The sequence below is a fragment of the Mycobacterium sp. 236(2023) genome (assembly GCF_029623955.1).
Taxonomy (GTDB): Bacteria; Actinomycetota; Actinomycetes; order Mycobacteriales; family Mycobacteriaceae; genus Mycobacterium.
The window spans coordinates 181264-195233 of record NZ_JARSBP010000005.1 but is presented as its reverse complement, the minus strand read 5'-3'; the positions used below and the strand labels follow the sequence as shown (position 1 = coordinate 195233).

13 protein-coding genes are annotated in these 13970 nt (G+C 63.6%); 5 read left to right on the top strand and 8 right to left on the bottom strand.

What is annotated here, in order from left to right:
* Positions 1-20: 20 nt before the first annotated feature.
* Both P9A17_RS21725 and P9A17_RS21720 read right to left on the bottom strand, forming a co-directional pair.
* Positions 21-608 (bottom strand): hypothetical protein, encoded by a 588-nt coding sequence (locus P9A17_RS21725; RefSeq protein WP_278040806.1) that lies wholly within the window; start codon positions 606-608, stop codon positions 21-23.
* A gap of 33 nt (positions 609-641) precedes the next feature.
* Positions 642-1355 carry a GAF and ANTAR domain-containing protein gene (locus P9A17_RS21720; RefSeq protein WP_278040805.1) on the bottom strand — a complete coding sequence of 238 codons (714 nt, stop codon included), beginning with the start codon at positions 1353-1355 and terminating at the stop codon, positions 642-644.
* Between P9A17_RS21720 and P9A17_RS21715 the strand changes: the two genes are divergently transcribed.
* Together P9A17_RS21715 and P9A17_RS21710 are read left to right on the top strand one after the other, a co-directional pair.
* Positions 1333-2133 carry a DUF1931 family protein gene (locus P9A17_RS21715; protein WP_278040804.1) on the top strand — a complete coding sequence of 267 codons (801 nt, stop codon included), beginning with the start codon at positions 1333-1335 and terminating at the stop codon, positions 2131-2133. The two genes, P9A17_RS21720 and P9A17_RS21715, sit on opposite strands and share 23 nt — an antisense overlap.
* A gap of 100 nt (positions 2134-2233) precedes the next feature.
* The gene (locus P9A17_RS21710) at positions 2234-2701 is read left to right on the top strand and encodes an Hsp20/alpha crystallin family protein (protein WP_278040803.1); all 468 of its coding nucleotides are present in this window, start codon (positions 2234-2236) and stop codon (positions 2699-2701) included.
* On the opposite strand, the gene P9A17_RS21705 is transcribed toward P9A17_RS21710, so the two are convergent.
* Positions 2693-4423 carry a helix-turn-helix domain-containing protein gene (locus tag P9A17_RS21705; protein WP_278040802.1) on the bottom strand — a complete coding sequence of 577 codons (1731 nt, stop codon included), beginning with the start codon at positions 4421-4423 and terminating at the stop codon, positions 2693-2695. The genes P9A17_RS21710 and P9A17_RS21705 overlap by 9 nt on opposite strands.
* Positions 4424-4616: 193 nt before the next feature.
* Here P9A17_RS21705 and P9A17_RS21700 point away from each other — a divergent pair, with 193 nt between their 5' ends.
* Positions 4617-5618, top strand: a complete 1002-nt coding sequence (locus P9A17_RS21700) for an AraC family transcriptional regulator (RefSeq protein ID WP_278040801.1) — start codon at positions 4617-4619, stop codon at positions 5616-5618.
* Between the two features lie 86 nt (positions 5619-5704).
* Here P9A17_RS21700 and P9A17_RS21695 read toward each other — a convergent pair whose 3' ends face one another.
* The 3 genes from P9A17_RS21695 to P9A17_RS21685 form a co-directional block, all read right to left on the bottom strand.
* A complete protein-coding gene (locus P9A17_RS21695) occupies positions 5705-6712 on the bottom strand; it encodes a hypothetical protein (RefSeq protein ID WP_278040800.1) in 1008 nt (335 codons plus the stop codon).
* Between the two features lie 214 nt (positions 6713-6926).
* Positions 6927-7178, bottom strand: coding sequence for a hypothetical protein (locus P9A17_RS21690; protein ID WP_278040799.1), 252 nt, complete (start codon positions 7176-7178; stop codon positions 6927-6929).
* Positions 7179-7182: 4 nt separating this feature from the next.
* Complete coding sequence (locus tag P9A17_RS21685; protein WP_278040798.1) at positions 7183-7800, bottom strand: sigma-70 family RNA polymerase sigma factor; 618 nt, start codon at positions 7798-7800, stop codon at positions 7183-7185.
* A 454-nt stretch (positions 7801-8254) separates the two neighbouring features.
* Here P9A17_RS21685 and P9A17_RS21680 point away from each other — a divergent pair, with 454 nt between their 5' ends.
* On the top strand, positions 8255-8818 hold the full coding sequence (locus tag P9A17_RS21680; protein ID WP_278040797.1) for a thioredoxin domain-containing protein: 564 nt from the start codon (positions 8255-8257) through the stop codon (positions 8816-8818).
* Positions 8819-8835: 17 nt separating this feature from the next.
* On the opposite strand, the gene P9A17_RS21675 is transcribed toward P9A17_RS21680, so the two are convergent.
* Both P9A17_RS21675 and P9A17_RS21670 read right to left on the bottom strand, forming a co-directional pair.
* A complete protein-coding gene (locus P9A17_RS21675; protein ID WP_278040796.1) occupies positions 8836-9495 on the bottom strand; it encodes a TetR/AcrR family transcriptional regulator in 660 nt (219 codons plus the stop codon).
* Between the two features lie 53 nt (positions 9496-9548).
* Entirely contained in the window at positions 9549-10778 is a 1230-nt protein-coding gene (locus P9A17_RS21670) for a cytochrome P450 (protein ID WP_278040795.1), read from the bottom strand.
* Positions 10779-10924: 146 nt separating this feature from the next.
* Between P9A17_RS21670 and P9A17_RS21665 the strand changes: the two genes are divergently transcribed.
* Complete coding sequence (locus tag P9A17_RS21665) at positions 10925-13921, top strand: MMPL family transporter (protein WP_278040794.1); 2997 nt, start codon at positions 10925-10927, stop codon at positions 13919-13921.
* Positions 13922-13970: the final 49 nt, after the last annotated feature.

The following is a 13970-nucleotide window of genomic DNA, read 5'->3' as shown; positions in this document are numbered from 1 at the left end:
CCGAAGGATTCGACATAGAGTCAGTCCGCTGATGTTCGATGGATCAAGTCTCTGATTTCGCGTTCCCAGTCAGCGTCACGGCGACGATCAAGCTGCCGCCGCACCAGCAAGACGAGCGCCGCCGTCGTGCCGAGCACGACAAGACTGAGCGATGCTGCCACGCCGACTGCGTCGATTACGGCCGCGTGGAGAGGAGGTGGTGGCCTGCCGCGCTCGCCTTTGTCGTTTATCCAGATGTCGACCCGGTCACCCACTGCGACTGGACCTCTCACGCTGAAGGACGCGGTGTGCTCGACGCCCTCCGATCGCCAGCGAGCGTCAACGATGGTGGCGTCCAAGTAGGGGCGGGCGACTGGGTCACCACCCCGCGTGGCACCGACAATCGCACTGTGGGTCCGCCCCGTTTGTGCTTCTGCGGCGTAGGTCCGACTGCGGGCGTCATAGACAGCAGTGCCGACCGCTCCGGCGACCGGAGCGGCGAGGACAGAGATCGAAACAGCTGAAACCACCACTGTCGCTTCGATTCGGTCGCTGACGCGAACCAGGGGGTTCGCCCCGAAGGCGCGGATCGTTCGCCAACGCGTGGCGCCGAATGTGAAGTCCTGCATGTTGTCTCCGCGTGGGGCGTGAAATCGAATGAATCAGTGTTCGGACTCGGTACCTAGCAGTGCTCTGGCGACCACCGAAACCGGTTGCCGGCAGTCCTTCGACAGCTGGGCCAATAGCGAGAGCGCGGTGACGGGATCTACGGCGTAGCGCTTCATCAGGATGTGCTTTGCCTGTCCGATCAGTTCGCGATTGGTCTGGTGGCGAGCGCGTTTCGTACGTCGGCCAACCTCCAGGAGGACCTCAGCGTTCCTGGCGAACATCAGACCGATCAATTCGTCCTCGCGACCGAACGCGTAGGGCTGATCTGCATACAGATTCAGTGCCGCCCTGCCCCGGTGACGGGTGACCAGCGGGACGCACAGCACTGAGCGGATCGGTGCGGCGGCTACGGCTTCGTCACTGAAGGCCGGCCACCGCTCGTCATCAGCAAGGTCGTCGACTCGGCGGGTCTGGGTCTCCCACGCGGCATCCAAACTCGGCCCCTCTCGGAACCGTTGCTGCAACTCATCCAGTACCCGTGGTCGGATGTGGGTCGAGGCGATACTACGGATGCAATCACCTTGCCCGACACGCACGATGCTGGCGTACTGCACTGCCGAAAGCTTCATGGCTGCAGTAGTCGTCATCTCCCATGTGGAGCTCGGACTGACTTCGGTGCGAACCGTCTGGATCAGTTGTGCGATGGCGGTACGCACGCCGGCTTCGCCGTGCGACTGCTCAGCCGTGATCTCGATCGATTGCTGCATGTCGACTCCTCGCGCTGCGCTGACCAACGACCAAGAGCCTGACAATCTGAAGCCGTTGCCGGAAGCGCCTCCAGAGGCGAAATGCGGAATCCGTATTTGTCCTAGCGGCACAAACTACTTCGACGCGGTGGACACGTATCCAGTCGGTACAACAAGGCCACAGTCTGGTTCGGGCACAGGTGGATTCACGCGAAATCTCGACCTGCCAGGCCGAACCAACCCGGCGAGATTGCACCTGCCGGTCCGATTCGGTGTCGTCGACGACAGTGCCAGAGTTGAGCAAGGCCTGACCGGCCGATCTGAATCTTTGGAGCGGAGGAATCTGGTGACGCATCCGTCGGGTATTCCGGTGTTCGAACGGTTCTTTCGCTCGGCCGCCGGCATCAAGATCGACAAGAATGACGTCCGTCGCTTCCAGGAATTCATCGATGAGAAGATCGATGACATTGCTATTGCCGGGCGCAACTCCGCAAAGTGGAACGGACGCGATGTGGTTGTGGCGCAGGACCTTCCGATCACCAAGGGCATCCAGGAGCGTATGCGCGAATTCGACAAGCTGGAGGAAGCCCAGGAGATCCGCGAGCTGCTGCGCCGAGTGGTGCGTCAACCACCGGCGGACGTCACATTCGCTGAGGACACCGACCAACTGCTGCCAGAATTGTTCGGCGGGTTGAGTGTCGCGCTGGCGCGCTCATTTCGGGTGGTGGATCCGACGGTGTCGAACCCTTCCACTGAGCACTGGGATCGAGTGTTCACGATTTTCCGACTCGTCTTCTGATGTACAGCGCCCCCGAAATCGTCCCGACAGTGCACAGCATCAGGCGGCACCGTCGAGGCATTCTTGACGACTCCGCTGATGAACGAAGAGGGAGAACAACATGACTCAGTCACTGCAACGTTCCACAGGCCAGACAGATCGGTGGCGGCCGCTGCAAGAATTCGAGAACCTCTACACCGAGATGGACCGGCTGGCGCAATCGGTGCTCGGTGGACTCAAGGGTGACGGTGTTTGGGTACCCGAGGCTGACATCCTCGAGACCGAAAGCGCTTACCTGGTAGAGGTCGAGGTTCCGGGAGTATGGCACAAGGACGTCGATGTCTCGCTGAACGGCAACGAGTTGGTGGTAACCGGCGAGGTGAAAGAGCGCAAACGCGAGGGCTTGTTCCGCCGGCGCACACGGAAGGTCGGTGAGTTCGAGTTCCGCGCCACGTTGCCGGGCCCCCTTCGGGACGACGAGGTCGAGGCGTCGTTGGCGCACGGTGTGCTCAGGGTTTACGTGCCGAAGGCGGAAAGCTCCAAGGCACGCAAGATCCCGGTGAGTGAGTCGCTCGACGCCTCAACCTAGAACGCCGTGCTGATCGTCGAACTCGCCGAGGAATCGCCAAGCCCGGGTTGCGGCATGGAGGTTGAACCGGGTGTCGACCTTGCGAAGGTCGCGGCCGGTGAGCTCAGCGATGCGCGCCAGCCGGTAGCGGAGCGTGCTGCGATGAATGTGCAGCGCGGCTGCGGATTCGTCATAGTTACCCCCACATTCGAGGTAATCGCTGAGTGTCAGGACCAGTTCGGAGTTCCTGTCTTCGTCGTAGTCCAGGAGCGCACCCAGCCATTCGCGCACGAAGGCCTCAACCGCGCCGACGTCGTGGGCGGCGGCGATCAAACGATAGAAGCCCAATTCGTCGAATGCCGCGGCTCCTTCAGGGTTGGTCGAGCGCAACCGGATGTTGAGGGCGCGACGCGCCTCCATGAAGGAGCGCGGCAGGTCGTCTGGCACTTCGCAACGGGTGCCGATGCCGATGACGATGTCCGCCCTGCCGAGAGCTTCGCTGATCAGGTGGTACAACGTGCGCGGATCTGGACGGCCATCGGTGAGCATCACAAGCAGGTCGCCGTGGCGTCCCTGCAGATGGTGCAGATGCAACGCGCTGACAGCGCGACTCGTCGCGATTGCCAGCGCGCTGTCGGCGCCAGCAGCGGATTGCACCACCACCGCAAAGTGCGGGCGCCGCAGGTCATGGCTTAGTGCGTCGGCACGCGCGTAGGCCCCGTCCCGATCGGTGCCCGCCAGCAGATCGTCGACCAGGTCGCGCCGCAGGTTCAGCTCCAGCTCGGCGAGATTGCGCCTATGGGCAAGCTCCGGCGCGAGCACCCTGGCGCCGTGACGCAGCGCGACCAGGGTGTCCTCAGTCGCGGCATTGTCTGGATCCCGCAACGCCAGGACCCCAAGGACCTCGGTCCGGAGCTGGATGAGCGCGAGCACTCGGCTTCCGATGCGTGCCTGACCGTTGTGTGCCGCCAGCTCGTGGAGCAGATGGTTGCGATCGTCCTTAGTTTGTTTGGGGTAAGGCCGTGGCTCGCCAGGCCCAGCCCAGAAGCGCAGGTTGCCAAACTTGTCCTCAAGACCCACCGGCAGTGCCGTCAGTTCATACAGCGCAGTTGTGATCCCCTGCTCGCCCGATTCAGCCCCAGCAGCGGCGCTCAGTACTTCGTGCATGTTGGTTTGCCGTTGCAACCGCTCCACCGAGCTGGTGAGCTCGCGATTCGTCTCCTTCAGTCCGGTGTTCGCCATGATCAGGCGCCTGGTGTCTCCGACGTTGTCGTCCAGCGTTGCTGCGTATGCCAGAGCGGCGCCGGCCTGTTGGGCGAGGATGGTGAGCAACAGGATCTGATTGTCCGGCGGTGCCGTGACCGCGCTGAGCACCAGGCAACCCAGAACGTGGTGCCGGTGATTCAGCGGAAGCGCCCACCCCCACCGGCCGCCCTTTACGGCCACAGGCCCGACGCCGCCGGAATCACGCAGGTGCCGTTCGAATTCGGGATGTTCGAGCTGGGACGGTGGAAAGCCGACGAACCGTTCGCCCACAGACCGGTAGCTGGCTTCGACCTGACAGAAAGCGAGATTGCCGACGGCGGTCGTAACCAGTTGGAAGATCTCGCCCGCGTCGGAACTGCTGAAGTCGACGCGTGAGAGGGCGGCCAGACTTTCTGGCGAAACCTGTTGGGCGTGCCAGCTCTGTGGACTAACTGATACATGCTTCATAACGAAGTGGCTTGCCGCCCTTCGGTCCACGCGGTGGTATGCACCGTTGGCGATCCGAACCCGGTTCCGGTCCGAAAAGTGTGCGCCGCACGTGGTCAAGCCAGCTTACTCCACTTCGACGCTGGCGGGCCTGATGTTCTCTTTCGAGACAAGATATTCGTCAGCCTTTACCGCTTCGGACTCTCTAAACTGAAGGGGTGAGCATCGTGAAATCAAGCACGGCATGCGCCAGTCGTTCGGTGCTTTGAGCTTCGGGGCCGCACCGGTGGTGCAGACCAACGATGTGGACGAGGCCCGCGACCTGCTGTGCCGAGCCTACGTGCCATTGGACATCGACCCGGTCGATCGCTCTCCACTGGACCTGCAAATGAGCGCCACGGACCTTGGAGTGCTGACAGCGGGTCATGTTCACTTTGGTGGCGAGGTGAGGGTCCTCATCCCAGACGTTTACTCCTATCACGTTGACATCCCACTGTCCGGACAGGCGAAAAACGCCTGGGATGACGGCTATCAAGATGTCGCCCTCGCCTCGGTGTCTGCGGGGGTATTCAACCCCGGTGTGCCAGTGGACATCACGTGGTCACCCGGTTGCGGGCAGATCTGCCTCATGGTCTCTGACCAAGTGATACGGCGGCAATTGGAGATGATGCTCGACCAGCCGGTGTTCGCCCCTGTGCAGTTCGAGCGCCGCCTGGATCTGAGGGGTCCGTCGTCGGCCAGTTGGTTTGGGTTGGTGAACATTTTGACGCGCGAGGCCCACCGGCCAAACGGAATGCTCAGTCATCAACTGACAAGAGACAATCTGCAGCAACTCATGATCAACTGTTTGTTGCTGATGCAGCCGCACAATTACACAAAGGCGCTCCACGCGGGCGGGCGCCCTGCATCCGTGGGAGTGGTCAGACGGGCCATCGAGCTGATGCAGACGTTCCCCGAAGTCTCTTGGACCACAGCAAAACTGGCAGAGAAGGTGGGGCTCAGCGCGAGGGCACTGCAGAAGAGCTTTGCACGCGCCGGGGAGGTACCGCCCATGACATACCTGCGTCACGTGCGCCTCCACCGCGCGCACACCGAGCTTTTGAATGCCGATCCGCGGTCCGTCACGGTAACTTCGGTGGCCAGCCGGTGGGGCTTCCTACACTTCGGCCGCTTCTCTCAGCAGTACCACCAACAATTTGGGGAATCACCGTCGGTCACACTTCGCAGCGGCTGCGCGAGGCGATGACGTCGGTCGCTGAGCCCATAAGGGGGTTCTGCGTGCTGAGGAAAGATAGTGTCCCACAACGAGTCCGGGGAGATTCCCGGCGGCTTCTACTCGGCGAAACGCTGGCGCTGCCGGTTGCCGTAAGCAGCTGCTCTGACACCGCCGTCGTCTTCGAGTCCTGATCCCAACGCCCCGCCGACGGTTGCGATGGAGGCAATCAGCCACGCGAGCGAGAGGTAGTCCGCAGCCGATATCGGATGACCGATTGATTGGGCAAATACATTGGGGGTAAGGAGAATGCCGGCGGTGAACAACATCGACAAGAACAACGCAACATGAAGCAGGGCGACGCCGATGATCACCGTGATCAGCGTCGCGATGTTGTAGAGGCTCGATCGGGCGCGCTCAGCGGGTGACTTTGGGCGCTCCCAGAGTTCGTGATCAAGGATCAACCAGGCGACCATCGCGCCGATCGACAGGAGCGTGGCGGCGCTCATTCGCCAGGGTCCCATCGAATCGGCGAATTGCCAGATGGTGTCGGTCGCGAGCGCCAGCGCACCGGAGCCCAGCGCCACCACGAGTACCTTGGAGAGTCCAACGACCAACCGCCAAGGCCGATTTGCGCGCACCATACCTGCCAGCAGCCGAAATCGCCGAAGGCCTCTTGGGGCGAAGTAGCGGACTCCTGTGCACGTCTCGGTTGAGGGAAGTCGTGCCACACTTAGTGGCAGGAGTTCGGGCTGGTTGATTACGAGAGCAACGGCCAGTAAGAGCAGCGCCCGCACGCGCTTGGTGACAAATGCTGCGCCGACCCCGGCGACGGAGATGAGTCCAAAGTGATTCTCCGTGCTGATTTCGGCCACAAGTGGCAAGGTGCCGTCTCGACGGGGCAAATCGGTCATGTAGATGACGACGTCAGCGTTTCTTTTCAAGGGCGCAACGGATTCGATGACCTCGGCGAAAGACACTTGTTCATCACGCAGGTGGGGTTCGGTCAGAACGGAAGTCTCCCACCGCACAAGTGAATTCCGGCGGTCGGTGATTTCGGCCGGCAGCCAATCGGCGGTGCGCTCGGCCAGTCTCGCCGGTGCCCCGGGATCTGCGATGAGCAACACGGTACGGGTGCGGACGAGGTGGAGGGGTTCGCCTCGGGCGTCGGTGCTCGCCTCAACGTTCCTATCGCTGGGTTCTTCTCGGGCTCTGCTCATTCAGGAAAAACCTGCTCTGATCTGTCATCCTGGTGCCGGACCAGCGATGCGCGCCACGGTGTTCGTGCTGACGTGATCGTCTCGCTGTCAACGTAATTCACGATCAAGTCCAATCCTGCAATCACTCTGGCCGTACCGGCAGTGTCGTCGGGGACTTGTCTGCGTCAGGCGAGACGACCGGCACGTCAACCGAAATGCTTCCGGCGTTGGCGAAATCAAAGGTTAACGTGTAACTCATCGCGTAGCTGATCGGCTGGCTCAGTGCCACGGCTGCCGAGGAGGTGTCGACGCGTGCAGCCGTCGACAGAGCGCCCGCGGCAACGGGCGCTGCGATGGCGATGACGGTCCGGGCGCGAAAGTTCCGCAGATTCACATCCTCACCCCAGCACTGACGATACCTGCGTTCGTTTCATCTGCGAGGGGCTCCTCGCAGGTGACGTGCTGTCGACAGGTGCGGGTCCGTGCTCAAGTGCCACACCGGCGAGTAGCGTTCGAAGTTGAGCGCGTGCGCGACTGAGCCGAGACATCACGGTGCCGAGAGGTGTTTGCATGATCTCGGCGATCTCCTTGTAGCGGAAACCTTCCACGCAGGCGTAGTAGACAACCATCCGGAAGCTCTCCGGCAGCGCCATCAGTGCGTTCATGACCTGGTCGTCGGGCATTGTCGCCAGCACTTCGGCCTCTGCCGAACGCCACTCTGACGATGTGTGCCGGTAAACGCCAGCGATCTGCGAATCGGTCAGTCGGTCGCAGAGACACTCCGGCGCTTGCCGCTTCGCCCTGCGGTAGAAACTGATCCAGGTGTTGGTCATGATCCGAAACAGCCACGCCTTGAGGTTGGTTCCTCTTTGGAAGGAGTGAAATGCCCTGTAGCCCTTGAGCATCGTTTCCTGGAGCAGATCTTCGGCGTCCATGCGGTTACGGGTCATACTCAGCGCGCCGGCGTAGAGGGTATCGAGCAGCGGTATCGCGTCACGCTCGAACCGGGCCGACAACTCGGTATCGGTCTCGGGTGACCCAGTTCCCGCACCGCCGAACGATTGACATGAGCCGCGGCGACCTGCCCGTTTCGGTGACACCGGTGCCGATCCGCGTTCCTCGACGCGTCCTGTGGTGCGAAGAGGCAGAAGAGGCGCCGTACAGGCTCTTGCGTTATCCATCGCGGTATTCCCCTGCTCGTAGTGGCGGTCGCGACGCGCGCGCTCAGGGAATGAGATTGCCGGTCTGACCCAGATACTGCGACGTCCCGGTAGGCCCAAAGGACGTTTGCGAAGTGGCCCGCTGGGGTCAAGGACCACGAACTCGACGTCCGGGTAACTCCCACGTGCCCGAGCATCCGCCGCGCGCGATGGGGAAAGCCTGTGGCTGTTCCGAGATGCCCAACTTGGGACGGACCATTCGCGCTGCTGGGCCGACGCCCTGCCGGCCGGCGGAGGGCAGCATGGCGACATGAACCAGACCCTCGAAGTGCCAGTCCCGCGCGGTGCCACCGAAGACAGGACCGGCATCGCCGTCGGTTCCGGTCTCATCGACGTAGACCTTTATATCGACTTTCAGTGTCCCTTTTGCAAGCAGTTCGAGCTCGCCTCCGCCGATGCCGTCGACCGGCTGCTGGAGCGGCAGATGATCCGGTTGGTCCGGCACCCGATGAACTTCCTTGACGCCGCATCGACGACGCGCTATTCGACCCGTGCGGCCGCGGCGGCCGCAGCAGCGTCGGACGCGAGACGCTTCCACGCGTACGTCCAGGCCTTGTTCGAGCACCAGCCGCCCGAGGGCGGTCCGGGCCTGGCAGACGAGCAGCTGATCGCTCTCGGACAGACCGTCGGCATCACGGATGCCGCGTTCGCCCTGACGGTTGTGGAGGGTAGGTACCTCCCGTGGCCCAGCTTCGTGACGGAGCGTGCGATCGCCCGCGGTATCGGTGGCACACCCAGTGTCTTTGTTCAGGGCAAAGCGATTCCGGCCCGGCCGGATCTGATCGTGGCGGCCGTCGAGCTCTTGGCGGGTTGACGTCAGTCGCCCGGCGCTCAGTGTCCTTGGTTCGGATTGAGAATGCCGGGGATGACGAAGTCGCGAAGCAACGCCCGGCGGTCGGGCCTGGTCTCTTCCGGCCGCGTGGTGAGGTGTTCCATCAGCAGCATCTGCGCCACCCGCACCAGCCAGTCGGCGACGGCGTCGGGGTCGAGTCGCCGGCGCAACTCGCCTCCGGCCTTTGCCGCCTCGACATGTGGTCGCAAGACGTCGCGGATCCGGTCGCGGAACGCACCGGAGGCCGCGACGGAAACCGTCATCGTCAGGCTTTCGGGGGAGAACAGCACGCGCAGCCAACGGGATTTTTCAACGGCTCCCACCGCGTCGTCCAGCGCGTCAAGCAGTCGTTCACCAAAAGGCCCGTCCCGCAGCATGGCTCGTTCGGCGCTGTCGATGACCCCGGCCGTCTCGCGCAGTATGACGAAGGCCAGGACATCGTCGCGCGTTCCGAAGTAGCGATAGACCGTGGTGCGGTGCACCGAGGCCTCTTTGGCGATGTCGTCGACAGTGGTGCGACTGACGCCGCGGCGCTCGTAACAGACCTCGGCCGCATCGAGAAGGCGCCGGCGCGCCTCGTCGTCATCGGCCGGTGGCCGGTCACCCCAGGTGGCGGGGCGAGCGGCCTGCCCGGTCACGCGAAGTCGGCGCGGTGTCACGGTCGTCTCCGTCTCGGTGGGGGCACTCCGGGTACAACGTAGCGAACGCGTGGCTAAAGCGGGGCATCCGCCCGGACCCCAGACGACGTGAACGTCACGTGCAGCGCGGTGGGTCCACGCAGCGTGGTACCCACCTGGCTTGTGACAGTGGATGTTTCGGTGTGCAGCGGATCGAGTGCGAGATCAGGCAACCGCTCGATCAGGGCTCGGAGCGCGACGACGAGTTCGGTGTTCGCCAGCCAGTTCCCGATACAACTGTGGCGGCCCTGCCCGAACGACACGGTCGGCATCACATTGCGGGTGATGTCGAAGTCGTCGGGCCGCGGATATACGGCCGGATCTCGATTGGCGGCGTTGATGGCGAAGATCATCGGCGTCAGTGCGGGGATGTCGATCCCCCGCCAGGTCGCGGCCTCTGGGCAAGCGCGAGGCAGCATCCCGACCGCCGGCTCCCATCGCAGACCTTCCCACACCGCGGACTGCAGGTAGCGGTCCGGATCAGATCGCAGCAGGTCCAGTTGGTCGGGGTGGTTGAGCAGGGCTGACAGGGTGTTGCCCAAGGCCAGCGCGGTCGTGTCGGCACCGAGCGGGAACAGCATCCGCAGAAACGTAAGTATCTCCGCATCGGCGAGATGTTCACCGGTCTCGGTGGTTTCCGAGACCAGCATGGAGATCATGTCGTCGCCAGGTTCCCTGCGCCGCGCGGCCAGCAGCGGGGCGACGTAGGCGGTGAACTCGGCGGCACACGTGACCGCGGCCTGCGGGTCGAAGGGATACCGGATCATTGCCTGTGCCCAGCGATGGATCGTGGTTTCGTCGTCAACCGGGAAGCCAAGCAGTCGGCTGATGATCAGTAGTGGATAGCGATTTGTGAACTCGGCGGCCAGATCGGCGGTGCCACGTGCGACGAACTGGTCGATCAACTCGTCGATGACCGGTACGAACACCGGCTCCACGTAGTCCTGAACGCGCATGCGCCGCAGCGGCGCTGACACCACGGCGCGGCTGACGCGATGCTCGCTACCGGACATGCTCAGCACGGTCTTGCCGAACACCGGTTCTGTGGTCATCGCGTACACCGGTGCGGCCGGGAATGTCGTTTCGTCGCGGAAGGCGGCTCGAACCAACTCGTCGGTCAACAACAAAACCGCTCTGAACCCCGCAAACGGAACGATTGCATATGGCTTGCGCTGACGGAGTCGGGCGAGTGCGGCGTGCAGGTCGGGCTGATCGTCGAATGCGAAGTCGGTTCCCTCCACGTCGAGGGATCCCAAGGTCTGCATACCGACTCACCCTAGAGCTTGTGCAACACTCAACGCAATATGTCGTACGTAGCACAATGGTCGCGCGGGCGTGATGCCCTTCCTCCGCGGCTGTCCTGAGGAGGCGAGATGGCTATCAGAAGATCCGCTGCGACGACGGCGCGGCCGTGGTGAAGCGTCCCCCGCACGCCGACGCCTACAGCGTCCGGTTGGCCACCGTGGCGCGGTTCGCCGTCACGCGAAAATGGATCGTTATCGCCACCTGGGTGGGCCTGGCTGTGGTCCTCGCGATCTTGTTCCCGCAATTGGAGACCGTGGTCAAACAGCAATCTTTGGACCCGATTCCACGCGACGTACCGTCGTTTCAGACGCTGGACCGGATGGGCAAGGCGTTCGGCGAGGAGGGGTCGACGACGACGGTGGTCGTCGCGATGGGTAACCCGGAAGGGCTGACCCCACCAGTGCGGGAGCGCTACGACGCAATGGTTTCCGCGTTGCGCGCCGACTCGCAGAACGTGCCGCTGGTCCAGGATCTGCTCGCCAATTCGGTGACTGCGGGCCAGGCGATGAGCGCCGATGGAAAGGCCTGGTATCTGCCGGTCGGCATTGCCGGGACGCTGGGTGGCCCGCGGGCCGCCGAATCCGTCGAATCGATTCGCGGCATCGCCACCGCTGCGTTCGCCGGCACCTCGACCGTCGCTCATGTCACTGGTCCGGCCGCCACAATGAGCGATCAGATCGGCGCGGCGGAAAGGGATCTGCTGTTCATCTCGCTGGCGACGGCCGGTCTGATCGCGGCGATCCTGCTGCTGGTCTACCGCTCGGTGTTCACCGCGCTGCTGCCGTTGCTCGTCATCGGCGTGAGCCTGGCGGTCGGGCGAGGAGTCCTGTCGGCGCTGGGCGAACTGGGCATGCCGGTCTCGCAGTTCACCATCGCGTTCATGACTGTCATCCTGTTGGGTGCCGGCACCGACTATTCGGTGTTCCTGATCAGCCGGTACCACGAGCAACGACGGCAGGGCGTGGCCGTGGATCAGGCAGTGATCAACGCGACGGCGACGATCGGTCGTGTCATCCTGGCCTCGGCGGCGACCGTCGCTCTGGCGTTTCTCGCCATGGCGTTCGCGACGTTGACCATCTTCGCCACCTCGGGGCCCGCATGTGCGGTGGCGGTACTGGTCGGGTGCCTGGCCACGGTGACGCTGCTGCCGCCGGTACTGGTGCTGGCCGCCAAACGAGGCATCGGTGAACCCCGCAAGGACCGGACACGCGCCTACTGGAATCGGATCGCGGTGACGGTGGTCCGTAAGCCGATGCCGCTGCTGGTGACGAGTCTCGTGCTGCTCCTGGCCTTCGGGGGTGTGGCGCTCACGTTGCGGATGAGCTACGACGACCGCGAAGGGCAACCGTCCACCACTGCCAGCAACGAGGGTTATCGCCTGTTGGACAGTCACTTTGCCAAGGACACCATCATCTCTGAGTTCCTCGTCGTCGAGTCACCGATGGACCTGCGTACCGGTAGAGGGCTCGCCGATCTCGAGGAAATGGCATCCCGGGTCTCGCAGATACCTGGGGTCGACCGCATCATCGGTGTCACCAGGCCGACCGGGAAGCGGCTGGATCAGGCGCAGCTGTCGTGGCAGAACGGGCAGATCGGCGACAAGCTTGAGGACGCCGTGTCCGAAGGCGAGGCCCGCAAGGGTGATTTGGCGAGGCTGGCCGACGGCGCCGATCAACTGGCTGACGGTCTTACTCAACTTGACAACAGCGTGCGATCCGCACTGGCACCCCTGAGCGGTCTGCTCGATCAGGCAGGGCAGGCCGGCCAGGCGATCCAGCGCTACCAGCCGGCGCTGCAGCAACTGAATGCCATGGGGCCCAACGTCGATCGTATGGTCGGGGGCGGCCCGCAGATTCGCCCGCTCGCAGAACGCGCGGCGAGCGCGATCGCCGTCATCGACCCGCTGGCGGCCGCACTCGGCGCCTCGCCCCTCTGTGCGACGACGCCGGAGTGCGGCGCGTTGCGCGACCATGTTCAAACCCTCGTGGCGCTGCGCCACGAGGGTTTCTTCGACCAAATCGCCGGTCTGGGCGACGAGGTGACGGCGCAGACCGCGGATTCCTCGGTGTCGGCGACAATCAGTCAATTGCAGGGCGCTGTCGACACCCTCGACCGGAGCATGGCCGTTCTCGGTGGTTCAGGCGACCTGCCCGCGCAGATTGCCCGCCTCCAGGGCGGCATAGAACAGCTCGCCTCCGGCGCGCGCGCGGTTTCTGCCGGTGTGCAGACTCTGGTCGACAGCAACATCGAGATGTTGGGTGGGATGAGCCAAATCGCTGCGCAACTGCAGGATTCCGCGCGCGCCACCGTGGGATCGGACGCGGCGACGGGCTTCTATCTGCCGGCCGGCGCGCTGCATGATCGGCAGTTCGCAGAGGTTGCCCGACAGTTCATCTCACCAGACGGTCGGACCGCGCGGTTCGTCGTCGAGTCCGGCTTCGACCCCTACACGTCCGAGGCGATGACTCTCGGACAGCACATCACCGAGGTCGCCGCGGCGGCGTTACCCAACACGTCGCTGGCCGACGCCAGGGTATCCATGGCGGGGTTCCCGGCGATCAACTCCGACATCCAACGACTGATGGCGCAAGACTTTCTGCAACTGGCTGTCGCCACCCTGATCATCGTGGCCCTGATCTTGGTCGCGCTCCTGCGCGCGGTGCTGGCACCGCTCTATCTCCTGGCCACCGTCGTGCTCAACTACGCGGCCGCACTTGGCTTGGGCGTCTTGGTGTTCCAGTATGGACTGGGCCACGACATCGCGTGGCCCGTCCCACTGATGTCGTTCATCATCCTCGTGGCCGTGGGTGCCGATTACAACATGCTGCTCATCTCGCGCCTTCGCGAGGAATCGGCCAACAACGTCCGCGTAGGCGTGATGCGCACCGTCGCCAGCACTGGCTCGGTCATCACATCGGCCGGATTCATCTTCGCCGCAAGCATGTTCGGGCTGATGGTGGGATCTATCGGAATCATGGTCCAGATGGGCTTCATCATCGGCTGCGGCCTGCTGCTCGACACGCTCGTCGTGCGGACACTGACGGTGCCCGCCATCGCGACGTTGCTGGGCGAGGCGAGTTGGTGGCCGAAACAACGCGTGTAGATCGAGGGTTCCGGCGCCAGCGACCGAGCGAAAAGTTCTTCGCAGCAAT

Coding starts and splice junctions, on each gene's coding strand:
- P9A17_RS21725 (WP_278040806.1), bottom strand. CDS start 608: ATGCAGGACTTCACATTCGGCGCCACGCGTTGGCGAACGATCCGCGCC.
- P9A17_RS21720 (WP_278040805.1), bottom strand. CDS start 1,355: ATGCAGCAATCGATCGAGATCACGGCTGAGCAGTCGCACGGCGAAGCC.
- P9A17_RS21710 (WP_278040803.1), top strand. CDS start 2,234: ATGACTCAGTCACTGCAACGTTCCACAGGCCAGACAGATCGGTGGCGG.
- P9A17_RS21700 (WP_278040801.1), top strand. CDS start 4,617: ATGCGCCAGTCGTTCGGTGCTTTGAGCTTCGGGGCCGCACCGGTGGTG.
- P9A17_RS21680 (WP_278040797.1), top strand. CDS start 8,255: ATGAACCAGACCCTCGAAGTGCCAGTCCCGCGCGGTGCCACCGAAGAC.
- P9A17_RS21670 (WP_278040795.1), bottom strand. CDS start 10,778: ATGCAGACCTTGGGATCCCTCGACGTGGAGGGAACCGACTTCGCATTC.